Here is an 18,092-nt window from a genome sequence, read left to right as displayed (position 1 = left end):
AAGCAGTTATCCGCAAAGTATAGACGCCGGCACAATGTTCTGCGTGGCCGGCTTCCCGGTCACCTTGTGCCGGTGGAGCCAAAGCCGCCTTCACCGCGGGCGCTGGCGTCGAATTCCGAAACCACCTCAAAATCAGCCTGCACAACGGGTACCAGCACCAACTGTGCCAGACGCTCCCCCACATCCACGGTAAAGCTGGTGCGCCCCCGGTTCCAGCAGGACACCATTAACTCGCCCTGGTAATCCGAATCAATCAAGCCCACCAGGTTGCCAAGCACTATACCGTGCTTGTGGCCGAGCCCGCTTCGGGGCAGGATCATGGCCGCCAGCGATGGATCGGCAATGTGGATCGACAACCCTGTCCTGATCAGTTGGGTATCGCCCGGCTCGAGGGTCAGCGGCTCGTCCAGACAGGCCCGAAGATCAAGGCCTGCGGAGCCTTCGGTGGCATACTCGGGAAAGGGAATCTGGCTGCCAATGCGATCATCCAGAATACGTACCTGAAGATTTTTCCTGCTCATGAGGGGTCCTGTCGATTGTAGTGCAGGTGCGCTTCGCTGAGTCAGCGGGCGGCCTGACCAAGATGTTCACCTATCATCGCCACAAGCTGTCGGGCAATGTTCGTTTTGCTGTCGGGACCGATCGACGTCTGGCCACCCGGCCAGAATACGCTCACCGCATTGTTGTCGCTGTTAAAGCCCAGCCCGGGCGTAGACACATCGTTGGCCACGATCATGTTCAGTTTCTTGCGTTGCATTTTGTCGGTGGCGTAGCTCGCCACATCGGTGGTTTCGGCCGCGAAACCTACGCTAAAAGGCGCATCGTCGCGGCCGGCTATGGTAGCCAGGGTGTCGGGATTGCGCACCAGCGAGAGCGCCATGGCGTCACTGGACTTCTTGATCTTGTCTCCGGCACAGGTTTCCGGACGGTAATCGGCGACCGCAGCTGTCGCAATAAACAGGTCACAGCCCTCATCCACGGCGTTTGAGGCTTCCTGCAACATGTCCTCGGCCGTTAACACCGGACGAACCTCGACACCGTTAGGCGCGGAAAGCGCTACCGGACCACTGACCAGAATCACCCGGGCACCTGCCTTCTGCGCCTCGCTGGCCAGGGCATAACCCATTTTCCCGGAGCTGTGATTGCTTATATAGCGCACCGGGTCGATAGGCTCTCGGGTCGGGCCTGCAGTAATCACGACCGTCTTGCCAGCGAGCACGCCTGTGCGACCGTGATCGACAAGCGCAACAATGTCCTCCGGCTCCAACATTCTCCCTGGCCCGGTATCACCACAGGCCTGCGCTCCCTGAGCCGGCCCCCATAATTCGATCTGGGGATCCTCTTCAAGCAGCCGGATATTTCTCTGGGTACGGCCATTGCTCCACATTGCCTGATTCATCGCAGGCACCACGGCAATGGGCGCCTCGGTTGCACAACAAACGGTGGTTAACAGATCGTCGGCCATCCCCTGGGCAAGGCGGGCGATAAAATCGGCCGACGCCGGCGCAACGACCAACTGATCAGCCCACTTGGCCAGTTCAATATGCCCCATACCAGCTTCCGCCTCAGGGTCCAGCAAGGACGTCCTCACGGGCTCGCCACTGAGGGCCTGAAAGGTCAGTGGTGCCACGAACGCTTCCGCCCCGCGGGTCATAACAACCCTCACCTCATGGCCCGCTTTCTTTAACTGGCGAACCAGCTCGGCACTTTTATAGGCAGCGATACCACCGGTTACTCCCAGGAGGATTCGTCTGGCGGCCATAGGGGCTCCGTTTCCGCATAAAATGAAAGGCTTATAAGATAGCATGCTCAGGCCGCAGCGACAGCCTGCCAGACCCGGCATACGTTTACCGATTGTTAGTTTTTAAAGTAACCTTTGTAACCCTGAGATGCCCGTCGCGGTGCAGGAAGCACCAGGGCAGGAGACAACCAATGCAAGGAAGCCACGATGTCAGACCCCGCCTGGCCCACGGACGAACGTCCACGGGAACGCCTGCTCGCCCACGGACCGCAAACCCTCTCCGACGCCGAACTGCTCGCCCTGTTTTTACGCACCGGCACCACCGGCATGCCGGTCATGGCATTGGCTCGCCACCTGATTGAGGAGTTTTCCGGGCTTCGGGGGTTGCTGACGGCTTCCCGTCGCCAGTTCTGCGATGTCAAAGGTCTGGGAACCGCCAAATACGCCCAGGTTCAGGCGGCCATGGAAATGGCGCGCCGGGTCATGGATGAACCATTGCGCCAGGGTGATCCCCTGCGCTCTCCCGAAGATACCCGCCGCTTTCTTACCAGTCGGCTCGGCACCTACCCGCACGAGGTTTTCGCAGGCCTGTTTCTGGACAATCGCCATCGCGTTATTCAATACCGTGAGTTGTTCCGGGGCACCATCGATGGCGCGGCCGTCTATCCGCGGGAAGTGGTGCGACAGGCTCTGGAGGACAATGCAGCAGCGGTGATTTTCGCTCACAACCACCCGTCGGGCGTCGCCGAACCGAGCCAGGCCGACATTTCCCTCACCCGCCGCTTGAAAGAGGCCCTCGGACTGGTGGATATCAGGGTTCTTGACCATATGGTTGTTGGCCATGGTGAGGTAGTATCTCTCGCTGAACGGGGTCTGCTGTAAAGCCCGATGGTTAACCGTGCACGTCAATGCCGGAAAACTGGCCAAATTCCCAACAATTTTTTGCGTTGGGGGGTGAGTTCTGGTATAAAAGCGTCCCTTTCTGGCGGCGTCTGGCGAGCAGCGTTCAGTTTAGAGGCGCGAATGGGGGCGTAATAGCTCCTTAGCAACCAGAGACGCATTAAAAACGAATTCGTATTATTGAGACCATTGCTCAGGTCGGAGGCAAGTATGTCCAGAGTTTGTCAGGTTACCGGTAAGCGTCCGGTATCCGGTAACAACGTTTCCCACGCGATGAACCACACTCGTCGTCGTTTTCTGCCGAATCTGCAGAACCATCGTTTCTGGGTTGAGTCCGAGAAGCGTTTCGTGAAGCTGCGCGTATCCACCAAGGGCATGCGCATCATCGACAAAAAAGGCATTGACGCTGTGCTGGCCGATCTTCGTGCCCGCGGCGAGAAATTTTAAGGAGCCGCATCATGCGCGAGAAAATCAAGCTGGTTTCATCAGCAGGTACTGGTCACTTCTACACGACCAAGAAGAACAAGCGTAACACTCCGGAAAAAATCGAGATCAAAAAGTACGATCCGGTTGTCCGCAAGCACGTTGCGTACAAGGAAGCCAAGATCAAGTAATTCCTGATCCGGCATCCAAAAAAGCCCGGCCAATGCGCCGGGCTTTTTTTTGACTTGATGCTATTCAGAACTTCTCCAGGTAGCCCTCCGGCAACGCCACATCCATGGCGATGGGCAGGTGATCCGACATCGGATAACTCACCACCTCGGACCGGCGGATCTCGAGTGAAGGACTTACCAGGATATGATCCAAAGCTTTCTCCGGCCGCCAGCTGGGGAAGCTATGGGCGGTATCCGGTAGCGGCACCAGATCGGTTTCCCTGAGGGGCGTCTGAGTCAGTAGCTGTTCGGCATGGGCGTTCATATCTCCCATCAGAACCACATGCCGGTAGTCGGCAATCAGCTCCCGGATGTAACCCAGCTGGCGTTGCTGAGCCGTCTTGCTAAGGGAAAGGTGCATCAGCACCAGCACCAGTGGATCATGCTCGGTTCCGTATCGGGCGATGATGGCGCCCCGGCCCGGAATCAGGCCCGGCAACTTGTGTTCGGTAACGTCAAGGGGCCGATACCGGCTCAGCAGGCCATTGCTGTGCTGGGCGATCTGACCGAGATTCCGGTTCAATTGCTGGTACCAGTAGGGAATGCCGGCCGCTTCGGCCAGATATTGCACCTGGTTGATATAGCCGCTGCGCAGACTGCCCCCATCGCACTCCTGCAAAGCCACCACGTCGTACCCGCGCAGCAGGGAGGCAATCCGATCCAGATTTTCGATACGGTTACGGTGAGGCAGTATGTGCTGCCAGCTTCGTGTGAGGTAATGACGGTAGGACGAGGTGTTGATTCCCACCTGAATATTGAAGGTGAGCAGGCGGATGTGCCGTTTCGGTTCGAACTCCGGCACATGCTCGGTCCCGGAACAGGCACCCCTGGGCCCGCCGGCCGGCCTCAGGATGCCATTCAACTGCTTTCGGATATGCTTGTACATAGTGGCGGCCTCAACCGGCCGGCTGGTCTTTGCAATGGGGCCGGAATCCGTAACGGGGGTTATTCCACCTCGCCACGCTCTTTGGCGACAAGGTAGTCCACCACGTCGAGAACGGCCTCATGGCTGCCGGCCATGGATGCACTGACAGTGTACTTGCCATTAACCAGCATAGTCGGCGTTCCGGTAATCCGCGCGCCACGGATTTTCGATTGAGCTTTCTGCATACGGGCATTCACGCCAAAGCTTTTGTAAGTGCTGACAAACTCATCCGGATCTACACCGTAATCCGCAACAAAGTCGGCCAGGGCTTCAGGGGTATTCAGCGGTCGACGCTCACCGGCAAGCGCCTCGAACAGGGCATCGTGCACCTTGTCCAGCTCCCCCATGGCCTCAAGCGCATAAAAAGCGTAGGCGTGGGGTTCCCAGTTTCTGCCCAGTGCCGCAGGGATCTTCACGTAATTGACGTAATCAGGAGCACTGGCCGCCCACTCCTCAATCAGAGGTTTGAAGTTGTAACAATGGGGGCAGCCATACCAGAAGACTTCCGCTACCTCGACACCGGAATCGCTTTCGGTTCTTACCGGGTTATCCAACCGGTTGTAATGGGTCCCTTCTTTCCACTCTGCAGCACTGGCCAGGCCAGAAACAGACAGCGCCAACAGGAGCAGGAAAGCCGTTCTGAAGGATCGAAACATGAAAAATCTCCGGTTATCTGAATATCGTTTTGGGAGGATTATGACCCAGCGTACCTGAAAAGTTCCACAGGTCGGCAGTTACAGAAAAGAAAGGCAGCAAAAAACCCCGCACCAGGCGGGGTTTCTAGCTGCAGACCGGCGGCTTAGTTCAGGCCGGAAATGTAGCTGGAGACCGCTTCGATCTCGGCATCGGTCAGCTTAGAGGCCACGTCCATCATGATCGATGCGTTCACGCCGCTGTCCCGCTCACCATCGCGATAGGCTTGCAACTGCTTGACCAGGTACTCTGCGTTCTGGCCACCGAGCGCCGGGTAGCCGGCCGGCTCGTTGCCAACACCTTGAGGGCTATGGCAGCCGGCGCAAGCTGGGACACCCGTTGCCATGTTGCCGCCACGGTACAGGGCAGCACCCTGATCAACCAGATCCGGATCGGCCTGGCCAACAACCATGTCTTTGGAGTTGAAATAAGCCGCCAGATCCTGCAAATCCTGATCGTCCATGTTATCCAGAATACCGGTCATTTCCGCGATATTCCGCTCTTTATCCTTGATCAACACCAACTGGCGATACAGGTACTTCTCACCAAGGCCAGACAACTTCGGGTATACGCCCATCACCGGCTTGGCACCGCCTTGACCGTGACAACCAGCACATACCGCTGCGTTCTGTTCGCCTGCTTGAGGATCTCCCGCCCCGTGCGCCATCGCTGTGAGGCCAACACCGAGAACTACTCCTGCGATCAGTTTTTTCATGCTCGCTCCGCTTCTCTCATCTTTTAAGGGTATTCTTCGCTACGCAGCCGGCAGGCACTGACCAGTCAGGCTCAAAACCGGGGCTGACAGCGGTCGCGCACAGCGCGCCGCCCGGAATTGGTGTAGCATTATACATTAATCCCTGATAACTGAAATCCAAAGGAAAGCCAACCGCTGTGGACCCTGATCTGACTCAAAAAAGCCTCTCATTTAACAGCGCCCGATTCCTCATCAGCGCCTCCCGTCTGGACGAGTGTCCGCCCGATTTCGGAGCGGAAGTTGCCTTCGCCGGCCGATCCAATGCCGGAAAGTCCAGCGCACTGAACGCGATCACCGCCAACGGCAAGCTGGCGCGAACCAGTAAAACTCCGGGGCGCACCCGACTGATCAACTTCTTCTCTCTGAACCGCGAGAACTGCCGAATGGTCGACCTGCCCGGATACGGCTATGCCAAAGTATCCCGGGACATGAAAGACGATTGGCAAAAGCACCTGGGCCACTATCTGAATGACCGGCGCTGTTTACGCGGCCTGGTTCTGGTGATGGACATTCGCCACCCACTGACCGATTTCGACCAAATGATGGTGGAATGGTGCGAACATAACAACCTGCCGCTGATGATTCTGGCCACCAAAGCCGACAAATTGAAATACGGCCAGGCCAAGACCGCCATGCTGGGCATTGCCAAGAACCTGAAATCGTATTCCTGCGTCGAACATCTGATCATGTTCTCTGCAACGTCAAAACGGGGCGTGGACGAATGCCGGGAGGCCTTGATCGAGTGGCTGGAAGCGGAGTAACAAGGAATTAAAGGGTGCCACCGCATTCTATCCGGTAACCGAGGTCAATCACCTGTTCGCCCATGTCCGCGCCGGACAGGCGAGCGATCAGGGCCTCAGCCGCCCTTTGGCCCACCTGCTCACGTGGCGTAATGACACTGGCCAGCGTCGGCACCATGACCTGGCCAACATTGTGGCCGTGAAAGCCTGCTATCGCCATCTGACCCGGCACTTCGATACCCTGCCGCTGGCACTCGAAAAAAGCGCCTATAGCCACGTCGTCGTTGGTGCAGAAGATCGCGTCAGTGTCCGGCGCTTCGATGAGTATGCGTTGCAGCAATGTGGCGCCGACACTGAATGATGAGCGCTGTTCACTGCGCAGGGTAACGGGAATCAGCCCCTGCTCCTCCATGGCGCGGGTGTAACCCTCCTGTCGTTGCAACGTGCGAGCATCCAGCCGAACCGCTAGGTACACAACATGGCGGCGACCACGGCGAATCATCTCCCGCACCATGTCATAGGCCGCACGCACATTGTCAAAACCCACCGCCTGCTCGAAGGGCGTCGTGTGGGTGTCCATGATTTCCACCGTGGGCACGCCCGCAGTCCCCAGCATTCGCAAGGTGCGGTCGGTGTGCTGGCTTTCCGACAGGATCACGCCATCGACGTTGTAGGACAGTAGCGAGGCCAGACTGCGCTCTTCCACCTCGCGGCTGTAACCGTAGTGGGCCAGCATCAGATGATAGCCCGCAGGTTCGGTGACTGATTCGACCCCCTTGATGACATCGGCGAAGACCTGGTTGGTCAGCGATGGCAGTAGCACGCCGATTGCGTGGCTAGTGGATTTGGACAGGAGATCCGGCGCTCTGTTCGGAATGTAACCCAGCGCCTCGGCCTCGGCGAAAATCCGCTCACGCATGTGTTCAGACACATTATTGCCGCCCCGCAGGCAACGGCTCACGGTCATTTTCGTAGCACCGACCCTATCGGCAATATCCTGCAGTGTTGGGCGCTTCTTTTTAACCATTCAGTTTTTCCGCCTCCGGTCGGGTGTACTCAGCACTGCCAGGCAGCGCTCAACAATGCGGTCGGGCGGCTCGCAGACGTCGACGACAATGGCCCCTTCCCCTGGTTCCGGCTCCTCCAGCGTACGAAACTGACTTTCGAGCATGGAACGACCATTGAAGTAGTGATCTTCCCGACTGGAATGCCGGGACCAGATGGTTTCCATGTCGCCCTTGAGATAGACAAACTGCAGTGACGGATTACCCGCCCTCAGCCGGTCACGGTAAGCCCGCTTGAGGGCAGAACATGCCAGCACCAGACCGCCTTGCTCACCCTTGACCAGCCCTGCCAGATCATCCAGCCAACCGCTGCGATCGGCATCGGTCAGCGGCACACCGCTGGCCATTTTGGCCACGTTGGCCGGGCTGTGAAAGTCGTCGGCGTCGAAAAACGGCACCTGAAGACGTTCCGCCAGCCGGGTACCAATCAGGCTTTTGCCACACCCGGACACACCCATGACGATGATTTTCGAAACGCTCATATCACTGCCACCACAAAGCCAGTTGCGGGAATGCGATCAACAGGGCCAGCGCAACAATCTGCAAGGCAATAAACGGCAGTAGCGACCGGAAAATCTCGCCGAGGGTGATGTCCTTGGGGGTTACCGTTTTCAGATAGAACGCGGCCGGGCCAAAGGGCGGTGACAGGAAGGATACCTGCATATTCATGCAGAACACCACACCGAACCAGATCGGGCTGTAGCCCAGCTCCGTGACAATGGGCACGAAAATCGGCATGGTCAAAAGAGCCACCCCGACCCAGTCCAGGAACATGCCCAGAATCAGCAGAATAAACATCATGAACAGGATGGTGGTCAGCCCATCGCCGCCACTGACCGCAAACACCATCTCGCGGACAAACTCGATACCGCCCATCAGGTTATAGACGCCCACAAGAGCGGTGGCGCCGATGCCAATCCAGATGATCATGCCACACACCCGCAGGGTACTGATGGTGGCTTTGCGCACCATGGCCAGAGACAGTTCGCCCCGGATCCAGGTACTGATGGCAATGCCCAGCACACCCAGGGCCGATGCCTCGGTAACCGACGCCACGCCGCCATAGATGCTGCCCAACACGACCACCACCGACAGAATCGGGAACAGCAGGGCCTTGAAGAAGTTCGGCGCCGGGGTATCCGGCTGGTCCTGGTCGGAGGGGATGGGGGCCATCTCCGGCTTCAGCCAGACCCTGACCAGCACGTAGCCCATGTAGAGCAGCGCCAGGATCAGCGCGGGCAGGAACGCGCCCTTGAAAAGGTCACCAATGGAGACGTTTGCGGTCAGGCCATAAATGATCAGGACAATGCTCGGCGGCAACATGGTGCCCAGCGCACCACCGGCACAGGTGGTGCCAATCGCCAGCTTGCGATCGTAACCCAGACGCAACATCTGCGGCAGTGCCAGGATGCCGAGCAACACGGTTTCGCCACCGATCACCCCCGACATGGAAGCAAGGATCACCGCCACCACCAGGGTCTGGAGGGCGACACCACCGCGCAGCTTGCGGCCAAAACGGGCCATGGCATCGAACAGGTCCCGGGCAATGCCGGAATGATCCAGTAGCGACGCCATCAACACGAACATCGGCACCGCCAGGAAAACGTAGTTACCGATAAAGCTGTAAAGACGACTGCTGACAATCGGCAGCGCGTCAGGGCCAAACCAGCCCAGGGCAAAGACCAGGGCCACCAGGCCGGTGGCAAAGGCCAGCTGCATGCCGGTCAGCAACAGTACGATCAGCATCACCAGCATCAGCAGGCTGCCGTAGCCAATTCCGAGGGAAGCCAGCTCAAACATTGTCTTTCTCCCCGGTCGATGCCGGACCACGCAGATCACGAATCAGGTGCAGGACAAACTGGAGGGTCATAACAGCAATCGCCACCAGAATGATCACCTTCAGAAGGGCAGGAAACGGTGGATTCCAGGCCGACCCGGAGGTCTCCAGCCGCCAGCCGCCCCAGGGCGCCCAGACAGCCCCCTTGGCCATGAACCAGCTGGCATAGAGCAGCATCGAACAGAACGCCAGCCCGAACAGATGGTGAACCACCCGCAGCCAACGCTGGACGGCCGGGGACACTGCGTCGTAGATCAGCACAATACGCACGTGGCGATCGGTGGCCAGGGCATAGAGCCCACCCAGCACGAACAGGGTGGCACCGGCGAAGGTCACCGTTTCATGCACCCAGAGCGTCGGCGAACCGAACACATATCGGCGGACAATCTCGTAGAAAGACACCAGGACGATCAACGCGAATACCAGGCTCAGCTTTTTCCCCAGCCAGACAATGGCGCGGTCAAGGCGGGTAAAGCCGATATCCTCGTCGGATTCGGGCAGCAGATCACCCTGGCCCGGAGTGCGCTCCGGGCCGGAGGAAAGGTTTGCAGCAGACATAATGAACTCCGCGCACCGGGCAGGCCCTGCCTGCCCGGTTACTGGTTACGGGGCATTGCCTTTAGAGCAGGCCCTGGGATTCCAGATAGCCGGTTACCGACTGATAGACTTTCTCGGCATTGGGGGATTGCTCAGCGTATTTCTTCCACTGGTCCCGGGCAATGGTCCGAAACTTCCGGCGCTCTTCCGCCGACCAGTCATGAACGGTGATATCCGGATTGGCGCGTGCTTCCCTGACGGCCTTCTTGTCCGCCATGGCCAGCTGGGTGCTGATATCCTGGGCGAAGTCCCGGGCCGAGACGGTCATGATCGTCTGAATGTCCTTGGGAAGCTCTTCCCAATCTTCCAGGTTCATGGCAATTTCGATCAGCGGCAGGGAGTGGAAGCCAGGGTACACCGGATGCGGGGCAATCTCGTGCAGGCCGGCTTCGTGGTTGGTGGAAAACACCGTATAGTCGGCAGCATCGATAACACCCTTGCTCAGTGCGGTGTAGACCTCGGAACCCGGCAGGTTCACTGGCGCCGCCCCGGCGGCGGCAAATACCGACTGCACCAAACCTTCGGGTGCACGCATCTTGAGGCCTTTCAAGTCTTCAACACCATCCAGCGGTTTCTTCGAAACAAACGACTCCAGGCCAGTGCCACCACCGCCAACAAACTTCACGCCATAGGGCGCGTAGAGCTCGTTCATCAGCTCATAGCCCCCGCCATAATTGATGTAATCGATGAGCTGGTCCGGGCTGGACCAGGCGCCCACGGTATTGCCAATGAGCCCGAACGCGGGATCTTTGCCGGAAAAATAACCGGTCACCGATACATGGCCATCCAGGACGCCCATATTCATGGCACCGAGAGTTTCGGTATGGCTTACCACGCTGCCCACAGGCAGAAGATCAATGGCAACGCGGCCACCGGTCATTTCTTCGACACGGTCAGCCCATTGCTGCTGAATCTCGAAGTTCTTGACGCCAGCGGGGTCGGAGGACTGGAACTTGAAGGTATAGTCCGCCGCGAAGGCGTTAAAGGCAAGTGCAGCTGACAGTAGGCCAGTCGCGAGTCGGGTCGGGAACATAATAGCGTCTCCTGATTGTTTTTGTGCCGGCATATGTTACCGGTAACATCAGAAGCCTATCGAATTCGGAAACCACTTACAAGGGTGTTTTCGAGCAGGAAACAGCGAGGATTAAAAAACCGGTCTGCCAGAAAGCAGACCGGTGAAACGTCAGGGTTTGCGACGTGCTAAAACCTGAGATCGCACTCAGGAGACGCAAGGAATGTCCGAATTCCCAACGTCACTCCATATGACTGTAGTGTTCGACAAAAGTTCCGGAATAGATCGTTTTTTGACCACATTTTCGGGTTTCACTTATAAACCCCGGTGCCGGTGTCGCCCAGTTCATGAAGCGACGGCCGGTACTTTTCTCTCAGCGCCATAACACGCTCGCGATACGCCGGGGTGAGATAGGGAATTTCCAGAGTGAGCACCTGGTAAATGCCCTGCTTCAGCTCCGTTAGCGTCAGGCAGGCGGATGCCTCGGCCGCATGTGCTGTCTTCAGGAAAGCCATCCAGTTGGTTATAACCAGCCACACGTTCAGCGACATGGCCGATCGGAGATCCTCTTCCTGGGGTTCAATAATGCCTGCTTCCGCCAGCTTCTCGAAGATACGACTGATGGACGCCAGACAGCGGTTGGTGAAATCCCGATAGTCCTGACGCAGCCTCTGATCACTATCGAGAAGGTATTCCAGATCCCGGTGGAAGAACCGATAACTCCAGAGACCGTCGAAGACCGACTCCAGGTAGAAGGTCATGTCGTCCAGGGTCATCGCCCGGTCTTCCGGAATATCCAGGTAGAAATCCACCAGTTTTTCGTATTCCAGAAAGATCTCGTAAATGATGTCCGACTTGTTGCGGAAGTGGTAATACAGGTTGCCCGGCGAGATGGCCAGGTGCGCCGCAATATGGTTGGTCGTGACGTTGCGCTCGCCACGTTCGTTAAAAAGCTCCAGGCTGGAGAGCAGAATTTTGTCTCTTGTCTTCATAGACCCGTCGGCGTTTGTTGTTGTGTCGCTCACAGATGGCCCGATTCGCCATCCGCCTCCGCTTGACTCACTAGAGTATATACTCTAATAATACCCCCAGACGCAAATTGAGTATTTTTTCGCCAGCCTTTCAATATCTGGAATAACAGGTCGCCGACGGACTCTGATCGGCACCAATGAGGAGAAAGCATCATGGGAGCCACTGTCGTCCAGCTCACCGAGAGCAAGAAACAGATCCAGCACACCCACCGCGTGTTTGAGGATCAGAAAAAGGCGTTCCGCAACAATCCGATGCCCTCCCTTGCCGAGCGGCAGGAGAACCTGAAACGCCTCAAGCGGGTTCTGCTCAACAACCAGGACAGGCTTCTGGATGCCATCGACCGGGATTTCAGCTGCCGCTCGAAGGACGAATCCCTGATTGCCGAGGTCATGCCGTCGATCCAGGGCATCAACTACACCCTGAAGAGCCTCAGCGGCTGGATGAAGCCGTCCAGGCGCCACGTCTCCGTGCTATTCCAGCCCGCCAGCAACAAGGTCCACTACCAGCCCAAGGGTGTGGTTGGCGTGATCGTGCCCTGGAACTACCCTCTGTACCTGGCGGTGGGCCCACTGGTCGCATCTCTGGCAGCGGGCAACCGCACCATGATCAAGATGTCGGAGTACACGCCACACACCTCGGCCCTGTTCAAGGAGCTGATTGAAGCCAGCTTCCCGGAGGACCTGGTCTCGGTTATTAATGGCGAGGCCGACGTGGCTGCAGACTTCTCGTCACGTCCGTTTGATCATCTGCTGTTCACAGGTTCTACGTCGGTGGGCAAGCTGGTCATGAAGGCCGCAGCGGAAAATCTGACACCGGTCACCCTGGAGCTGGGAGGCAAATCCCCGGCCGTGGTCTCCCCGGATGTGCCCATGGAAGACGCGGCCCAGAGAATCGCCTTTGGCAAGGCTTTCAATGCCGGCCAGACCTGCGTGGCGCCCGATTACGTCCTTTGCCCCGCTGACCGGGTGCAGTCGTTTGTCGACGAGTTCCGTGCCCGTTTTTCCGAGATGTATCCCAGCCTGCGGGACAATGACGACTTCACTGCCATCATCAATGAGCGGCAGTACGATCGACTGCAAGGCTACCTTGAGGACGCCCGGGAGAAAGGCGCCGAATTGGTGGAGATCAACCCTGCCCGGGAGAATCTGAAGGACGGCACCCGAAAACTGCCCCTGACGCTGGTGCTGAACACCACTCCGGATATGAAGGTGATGCAGGATGAGATCTTCGGTCCGATTCTGCCGATCGTCAGTTACGGCAGCCTGGATGAAGCCATTCACTACATCAATGATCGTCCGCGGCCTCTGGCGCTGTATTTCTTCGGGTACGACAAGACCCAGCAGCAGCATGTGGTGGATAACACCCACTCTGGAGGCATGTGCATCAACGATTCCCTGATGCACGTAGCCCAGGATGATCTGCCTTTCGGTGGCATCGGTGATTCCGGCATGGGGCACTATCACGGCCGTGAGGGGTTCCTGACCTTCTCCCATCACCGGGCCATTTTCACCAAGCAGAAATTCAACAGCGGCAAGTTTGTCTATGCGCCCCATGGGACAACTGCGCACAAATTGGTTTACAAGTTCTTTATCCGCTGAGAACTCGGAGTCTGTCGCGGGCTGGTAGCCCCTTCCAAAACACGCCGTGAATACGTCCGTGTAGGCTTGAGCAAAACATCCCTGTTTTGCACAGTTTTGGAAGGGGCTACCAGCCCGCGACGATTCAGCATTTTCCCCGCTATCCAAAAACAATAACGAGAACACACCCATGCAGAAACAGATCCCTGATCCGTCAGGACACCCTCAATTTGCCGATCTCAACCGCCGAAGCTTTCTAAAAACCGGACTTGGCGGTGCCGTGTTTCTGGGCACCGTCAGCGTCACCGCCGGGCTTAGCGGATGCGCCACTCAGCCGGCGGGCCGGCTGAGTGCCGTTGGCACCCGGATGGACGCCAGCTACCAGTTCCGGTTTTTAAACGAGGATGACATTGCGCTGTTCGAGGCCTTGTTGCCCGCCATGATTGGGCCGGGTTTGCCAGAGCAGCCACAGGCCAGAAACCTGGCAATTGCCGGGACGATCGAGCGGATTGATGCCGGCATCCACAAGTTCGGACCAGCTAACCAGAAGGAACTGCGGCAACTGTTTGACCTGCTGAACTTCGGGCTCACCCGGGTGACCGTTGCCCGGGTCTGGTCCAGCTGGCCGAATGTGACAACGGCGGAAGCCGACGCGTTTCTGGAGCGCTGGCGCACCAGCCGTATCGGGCTGTTCAACAACGGCTACATTGCGCTGACCAAGATCAGCAACGTGGCGTTTTATGGCTATCGGGATTTCTGGCACCTGTCCGGCTATCCCGGACCACCGCAATACGCGGTCGACGCATTGCCACAATTCCAAAACGCCTGATTGCCAGCTGATCTGACGGAGCACAAACATGTCATTGACCGATCGTATTGCCCAGGGCCTGGAATCAGGCTGGAACGTCACCGATAGCGCCCTCCTGACGCAAAACCTGACCGCAGAAGCGGACGTTGTTGTTATCGGAACCGGCGCCGGTGGCGGCACCACCGCCGAGATTCTGGCCCGCAGCGGGTTGTCCGTGATACTCGTGGAGGAGGGCCGGCTTTACTATCAGAAAGACTTCAAGATGGACGAGCAGACCTCCTATGCCAACCTTTACCAGGAAGGCATGAGCCGGGTAACCCGGGACGGGGCAATCGCCATTTTGCAAGGCCGCTGCGTGGGCGGTTCCACCACGGTAAACTGGACTTCCAGTTTCCGGACACCGGCGCCCACGCTCAATTACTGGGCCGAGCAGTTTGGCCTGGACGAACTTCGGCCGGACGCCATGGCGCCCTGGTTCGATGGCCGGGAAGAACGCCACTCCATGGCCCCGTGGCAGGTCGACCCGAACGTCAACAACGACATCTTGCGCCAGGGCTGCGAAAAACTGGGTTACAGCTGGCAGATCATTCCCCGCAATGTGAAAGGCTGCTGGAACCTGGGCTATTGCGGCGTCGGCTGCCCGACCAACGCCAAACAGGGCGCCCTGATGACCACCATTCCGGGGGCGCTCGATAACAACGCCCGGCTGTTCCACAGCCTGCGCGCCGACCGCCTGGTAATGAACGAGGACAAGATCGACCACCTGGAAGCCTCTGCCTTTGCGGATGATGGCGTCACCCCGACCGGGATCAAGGTCACGCTCAAAGCCCGACACTTCGTGGTCGCCGCCAGCGCCATCGGCAGCCCCGGCCTGCTGCTCCGCTCCGACATCCCGGACCCGCACCAGCGGATCGGCAAGCGTTCGTTCATCCATCCGGTCAACGCCACCGTCGCCCAGATGCCTCAGCGCGTCGATCCGTTCTATGGCGCGCCCCAGTCCATCTACTCGGACGAATTCAACTTCCGAAACGGCGTCGACGGCCCGGTTGGTTACAAACTCGAGGTGCCACCGCTGCACCCGGGCATGTCCAGCGGCGTCATACCCGGCCACGGCGAAACCCAGATCAACAACATGGCCGGCCTGCCCCACATGCAGTCCGTCATCGCCCTGCTCCGGGACGGCTTCCACCCCGAAAGCCCCGGCGGCACAGTCTCCCTCCGCGACGACGGCAGTCCGGTACTGGACTACCCCGTCAGCGACTACCTCTGGAAGGGCATCCGCGAAGCCTTCCACACCATGGCCGAAATCCAGTTCGCCGCCGGTGCCGAAAAAGTCCGCCTGATGCACCTGGATTCCGACTGGTACACCAACTGGACCGACGCCAAAGCCGCCATCGACCAGCTCCCCATGGCACCCCACCGCGTCCGCCTGTTCACCGCCCACCAGATGGGCGGCTGCGCCATGGGAAGCAATCCGCAAAACTCGGTCGTCAACGGCTTTGGTGAACACCACCAGGTCAGCAACCTCAGCATCCACGATGCCTCGATCTTCCCCACCAGCATCGGGGCAAATCCGCAGCTGTCGGTTTACGCCCTGGCGGCACGGAACAGTACAAGGTTGGCTCAAAGACTCTCGCGAGCAGCCAGCTAGCATTGCGCGCAGATAACAGCCCCAGTTTCCTTCGGGGAGGCTCGCACGGGGATGAAAGGGCTGGCTGGAAGGGCTTGTCCGGGAATGTGAGAAGCCATGGATGGCTTCGCTAAAGCGCACAGGGATGTGCTTGTAGCGTTTCCCGGACAAGCCCTTCCAGTCGGCCCCACCACATAGCCGACATGCACGACCTGAAGCCCCGGACGCCTACAGAGTCTCCGAAAATGCTGCTATCCTTGGGCCTCGCAAAGAAAGGAGCTGCGCATGTCCAAAGTCATCTACCCGGGCACCTTCGATCCCATCACCAACGGCCACACCGACCTGATCGAACGGGCCGGCCGAATGTTTGATGAAATCGTCGTCGCCATCGCCTACAACCCCAAGAAACAGCCACTTCTCGATCTAGAAGAACGCTGCGAACTGGTCCGCCAGGCGACCGCGCATCTCCCCAATGTCAGCGTCACCGGATTCAGCAACCTGCTCGCCGATTTCGTCCGTGAACAGGGTGCCACCGTGATCCTCCGTGGACTCCGGGCGGTATCGGATTTCGAATACGAATTCCAGCTGGCCGACATGAACCGCCGTCTGGCTCCGGAAGTGGAAAGCGTTTTCCTGACACCGGCCAATCACCTGTCCTACATCTCCTCCACCCTGATCCGGGAAATCGCATCCCTGGGTGGCGATGTCTCGGAGTTTGTTGATCCGGCGGTAGAGGCTGCCCTGAAAAAGAAGTTCAGCTGAAGCTGAACTAACAAAAAAGCCCCGACCAGCGGGGCTTTTTTATGGCAATGAAGCAGCGGCGTCAAAGCAACGGCGGCAAAGGAATTTCCACACCGTTCACGTCCAGCACAAGATCTTTCATACTGGCATCAAGCACCAGACTGTCACCCTGCTCTACCAGCAGCCCCTGCTTTATCAGCGGTGCCAGCTGTAACCGGAATTCCGGGTATTCCTCCGCGAGCGCGACGGGCAGACTGAGATCCATTTTGCCGGTCAACTGCTGCATCACCATCAGCATTTCTGCTTTCTGATCCGCCGTCAGCTCCGGATGGGCGATCCGGGCGCTGCCTTCTATCACACCCTCCGGGGTGGTCACCGTCAGCTCTGGAAAACCAACCGAGAACCCGGCTGCTGCCAAATCCCGAACGGCGGCATTCACCTGCTGCATGGCGGCCATCTGCTGCTCAAACTGCTGGGGACCGCCAGAGGCCTGAGTGATAGCCAGCGCCTGCATGGATGAAAGGCTCTCGGTCAGGTTGCTCCAGGCCGCCACATCCAGCCCGGACAATGCGAACACCAGTCTCTGGGGACCATAACGCTCATCGGCCGTTGAAACGCCAGCGACCTCGAACGTCATTCGTGAATCCAGGCGCTCACCATCGTTGACCGGCTCGCTGCTGCTAAGAACCGAAATCCCCTGAAGCATGAAGGGGGCTTCCGCCGCCGGGGTCACAGCAACCGATTCCACCGCAATCTCGCCGGAGCCGGTCCAGACCTCACCGGTCAGATGACTCATGGTTTGCTCGAGGCGGAAGTCGCTGACCTGGATATCCAGGTCCGGACCGGACAGGGTTACTCCCGGCCAGACCATCAAGGCATCGGCCTGAGAACCGGCCTCACTGACCTCAATTCTTGCCAAGCCGCCACTTGAGGCCAGGGTCTCCCCGGTATCCGGGTCCGTCAGGGTCATCTGGGGCGCTTCGAGTTCGAGAACAGCGGTACCCCAGAGACGGGTTTCCAGGGTCAGCTTCGGCTCCTCACCGGAGAACCAGTCGCTATCGCCGGCGGCCCAGCCATCCTCGGGCTGGAAATCCATCAGGCTGCCGGTCACGCCATGGGTCACATTGGCCCGGTAGGCAAGCTTCTGGGATTCACCGGTTTCCGGATTGATCAGGTTCACCGAACCTCTGAAACGGGCCCCGAGAATACCTCTCTCATAGTTATCCGTTTCCATGCGAAGGAAGGGTTGTGCATCGTTCACCTCCGCTGTTGCCTGGTGCCACTGCTGCTCAGTTACGTATCCCACGACCCAGGGCAGGCCGCCCGCTACAGCCAGCACACCAGCGCCGGCAATCATCCATTTGGTGTTCAAACAACTTTCTCCAGTT

At 58.5% G+C, this 18,092-nt stretch carries 20 protein-coding genes; 8 read left to right on the top strand and 12 right to left on the bottom strand.

Translation table 11 applies throughout. The features are described 5' to 3' along the window. Positions 1-59: 59 nt before the first annotated feature. Both dut and coaBC read right to left on the bottom strand, forming a co-directional pair. Positions 60-521 carry a dUTP diphosphatase gene (dut, locus tag MDHKLMBL_RS11100; protein WP_008173456.1) on the bottom strand — a complete coding sequence of 154 codons (462 nt, stop codon included), beginning with the start codon at positions 519-521 and terminating at the stop codon, positions 60-62. Positions 522-562: 41 nt separating this feature from the next. After that, a complete protein-coding gene (coaBC, locus tag MDHKLMBL_RS11095) occupies positions 563-1,762 on the bottom strand; it encodes a bifunctional phosphopantothenoylcysteine decarboxylase/phosphopantothenate--cysteine ligase CoaBC (RefSeq protein WP_053113171.1) in 1,200 nt (399 codons plus the stop codon). A gap of 186 nt (positions 1,763-1,948) precedes the next feature. Here coaBC and radC point away from each other — a divergent pair, with 186 nt between their 5' ends. The 3 genes from radC to rpmG all read left to right on the top strand — a co-directional run bounded on the left by radC (position 1,949) and on the right by rpmG (position 3,255). Next, positions 1,949-2,623 (top strand): RadC family protein, encoded by a 675-nt coding sequence (radC, locus tag MDHKLMBL_RS11090; protein WP_008173460.1) that lies wholly within the window; start codon positions 1,949-1,951, stop codon positions 2,621-2,623. A gap of 228 nt (positions 2,624-2,851) precedes the next feature. Continuing rightward, positions 2,852-3,088, top strand: a complete 237-nt coding sequence (gene rpmB, locus MDHKLMBL_RS11085; protein ID WP_008173462.1) for a 50S ribosomal protein L28 — start codon at positions 2,852-2,854, stop codon at positions 3,086-3,088. Positions 3,089-3,099: 11 nt separating this feature from the next. Then, positions 3,100-3,255, top strand: coding sequence for a 50S ribosomal protein L33 (gene rpmG / locus MDHKLMBL_RS11080; RefSeq protein ID WP_008173465.1), 156 nt, complete (start codon positions 3,100-3,102; stop codon positions 3,253-3,255). A gap of 64 nt (positions 3,256-3,319) precedes the next feature. On the opposite strand, the gene MDHKLMBL_RS11075 is transcribed toward rpmG, so the two are convergent. The 3 genes from MDHKLMBL_RS11075 to MDHKLMBL_RS11065 all read right to left on the bottom strand — a co-directional run bounded on the left by MDHKLMBL_RS11075 (position 3,320) and on the right by MDHKLMBL_RS11065 (position 5,627). After that, a complete protein-coding gene (locus MDHKLMBL_RS11075; protein WP_053113172.1) occupies positions 3,320-4,180 on the bottom strand; it encodes an endonuclease/exonuclease/phosphatase family protein in 861 nt (286 codons plus the stop codon). 59 nt (positions 4,181-4,239) lie between these two features. Then, positions 4,240-4,875, bottom strand: coding sequence for a thiol:disulfide interchange protein DsbA/DsbL (locus tag MDHKLMBL_RS11070; RefSeq protein ID WP_008173469.1), 636 nt, complete (start codon positions 4,873-4,875; stop codon positions 4,240-4,242). Between the two features lie 143 nt (positions 4,876-5,018). Then, a complete protein-coding gene (locus MDHKLMBL_RS11065; RefSeq protein ID WP_053113173.1) occupies positions 5,019-5,627 on the bottom strand; it encodes a c-type cytochrome in 609 nt (202 codons plus the stop codon). Positions 5,628-5,803: 176 nt separating this feature from the next. On the opposite strand from MDHKLMBL_RS11065, the gene yihA reads away from it, so the two are divergent. Beyond that, entirely contained in the window at positions 5,804-6,427 is a 624-nt protein-coding gene (yihA, locus tag MDHKLMBL_RS11060) for a ribosome biogenesis GTP-binding protein YihA/YsxC (protein WP_053113174.1), read from the top strand. A 7-nt stretch (positions 6,428-6,434) separates the two neighbouring features. Here the strand turns inward: yihA and gntR are convergent, their stop codons facing one another. The 6 genes from gntR to MDHKLMBL_RS11030 form a co-directional block, all read right to left on the bottom strand. Beyond that, positions 6,435-7,433 carry a gluconate operon transcriptional repressor GntR gene (gene gntR / locus MDHKLMBL_RS11055; protein ID WP_053113175.1) on the bottom strand — a complete coding sequence of 333 codons (999 nt, stop codon included), beginning with the start codon at positions 7,431-7,433 and terminating at the stop codon, positions 6,435-6,437. Then, positions 7,434-7,952: a gluconokinase gene (locus MDHKLMBL_RS11050; RefSeq protein ID WP_053113176.1), complete on the bottom strand. Its 519-nt coding sequence runs from the start codon at positions 7,950-7,952 to the stop codon at positions 7,434-7,436. Position 7,953: 1 nt separating this feature from the next. Continuing rightward, complete coding sequence (locus MDHKLMBL_RS11045; RefSeq protein WP_053113177.1) at positions 7,954-9,270, bottom strand: TRAP transporter large permease; 1,317 nt, start codon at positions 9,268-9,270, stop codon at positions 7,954-7,956. Further along, positions 9,263-9,865 carry a TRAP transporter small permease subunit gene (locus tag MDHKLMBL_RS11040; RefSeq protein ID WP_199185505.1) on the bottom strand — a complete coding sequence of 201 codons (603 nt, stop codon included), beginning with the start codon at positions 9,863-9,865 and terminating at the stop codon, positions 9,263-9,265. Before MDHKLMBL_RS11040 ends, MDHKLMBL_RS11045 begins: the two co-directional genes overlap by 8 nt. Before the next feature lie 61 nt (positions 9,866-9,926). Then, on the bottom strand, positions 9,927-10,937 hold the full coding sequence (locus MDHKLMBL_RS11035; protein ID WP_053113178.1) for a TRAP transporter substrate-binding protein: 1,011 nt from the start codon (positions 10,935-10,937) through the stop codon (positions 9,927-9,929). A 290-nt stretch (positions 10,938-11,227) separates the two neighbouring features. Further along, on the bottom strand, positions 11,228-11,908 hold the full coding sequence (locus tag MDHKLMBL_RS11030; RefSeq protein ID WP_053113179.1) for a TetR/AcrR family transcriptional regulator: 681 nt from the start codon (positions 11,906-11,908) through the stop codon (positions 11,228-11,230). Between the two features lie 192 nt (positions 11,909-12,100). On the opposite strand from MDHKLMBL_RS11030, the gene MDHKLMBL_RS11025 reads away from it, so the two are divergent. The 4 genes from MDHKLMBL_RS11025 (at position 12,101) to coaD (ending at position 16,725) form a co-directional block, all read left to right on the top strand. Continuing rightward, the gene (locus MDHKLMBL_RS11025; protein WP_053113180.1) at positions 12,101-13,546 is read left to right on the top strand and encodes a coniferyl aldehyde dehydrogenase; all 1,446 of its coding nucleotides are present in this window, start codon (positions 12,101-12,103) and stop codon (positions 13,544-13,546) included. Between the two features lie 169 nt (positions 13,547-13,715). Further along, a complete protein-coding gene (locus tag MDHKLMBL_RS11020) occupies positions 13,716-14,354 on the top strand; it encodes a hypothetical protein (RefSeq protein ID WP_008173490.1) in 639 nt (212 codons plus the stop codon). A gap of 28 nt (positions 14,355-14,382) precedes the next feature. Continuing rightward, positions 14,383-15,984, top strand: coding sequence for a GMC family oxidoreductase (locus MDHKLMBL_RS11015; protein ID WP_008173492.1), 1,602 nt, complete (start codon positions 14,383-14,385; stop codon positions 15,982-15,984). A gap of 264 nt (positions 15,985-16,248) precedes the next feature. Further along, positions 16,249-16,725 carry a pantetheine-phosphate adenylyltransferase gene (gene coaD, locus MDHKLMBL_RS11010; RefSeq protein WP_008173494.1) on the top strand — a complete coding sequence of 159 codons (477 nt, stop codon included), beginning with the start codon at positions 16,249-16,251 and terminating at the stop codon, positions 16,723-16,725. A 61-nt stretch (positions 16,726-16,786) separates the two neighbouring features. On the opposite strand, the gene MDHKLMBL_RS11005 is transcribed toward coaD, so the two are convergent. Then, positions 16,787-18,076, bottom strand: coding sequence for a DUF945 family protein (locus MDHKLMBL_RS11005; RefSeq protein ID WP_008173497.1), 1,290 nt, complete (start codon positions 18,074-18,076; stop codon positions 16,787-16,789). Between the last annotated feature and the right edge of the window lie 16 nt (positions 18,077-18,092).

The sequence above is a fragment of the Marinobacter flavimaris genome, from assembly GCF_002933295.1.
Classification (GTDB): Bacteria; Pseudomonadota; Gammaproteobacteria; order Pseudomonadales; family Oleiphilaceae; genus Marinobacter; species Marinobacter flavimaris.
The sequence above is the reverse complement of the archived record's forward strand: the minus strand, read 5'-3'. Positions and strand labels throughout refer to the sequence as shown.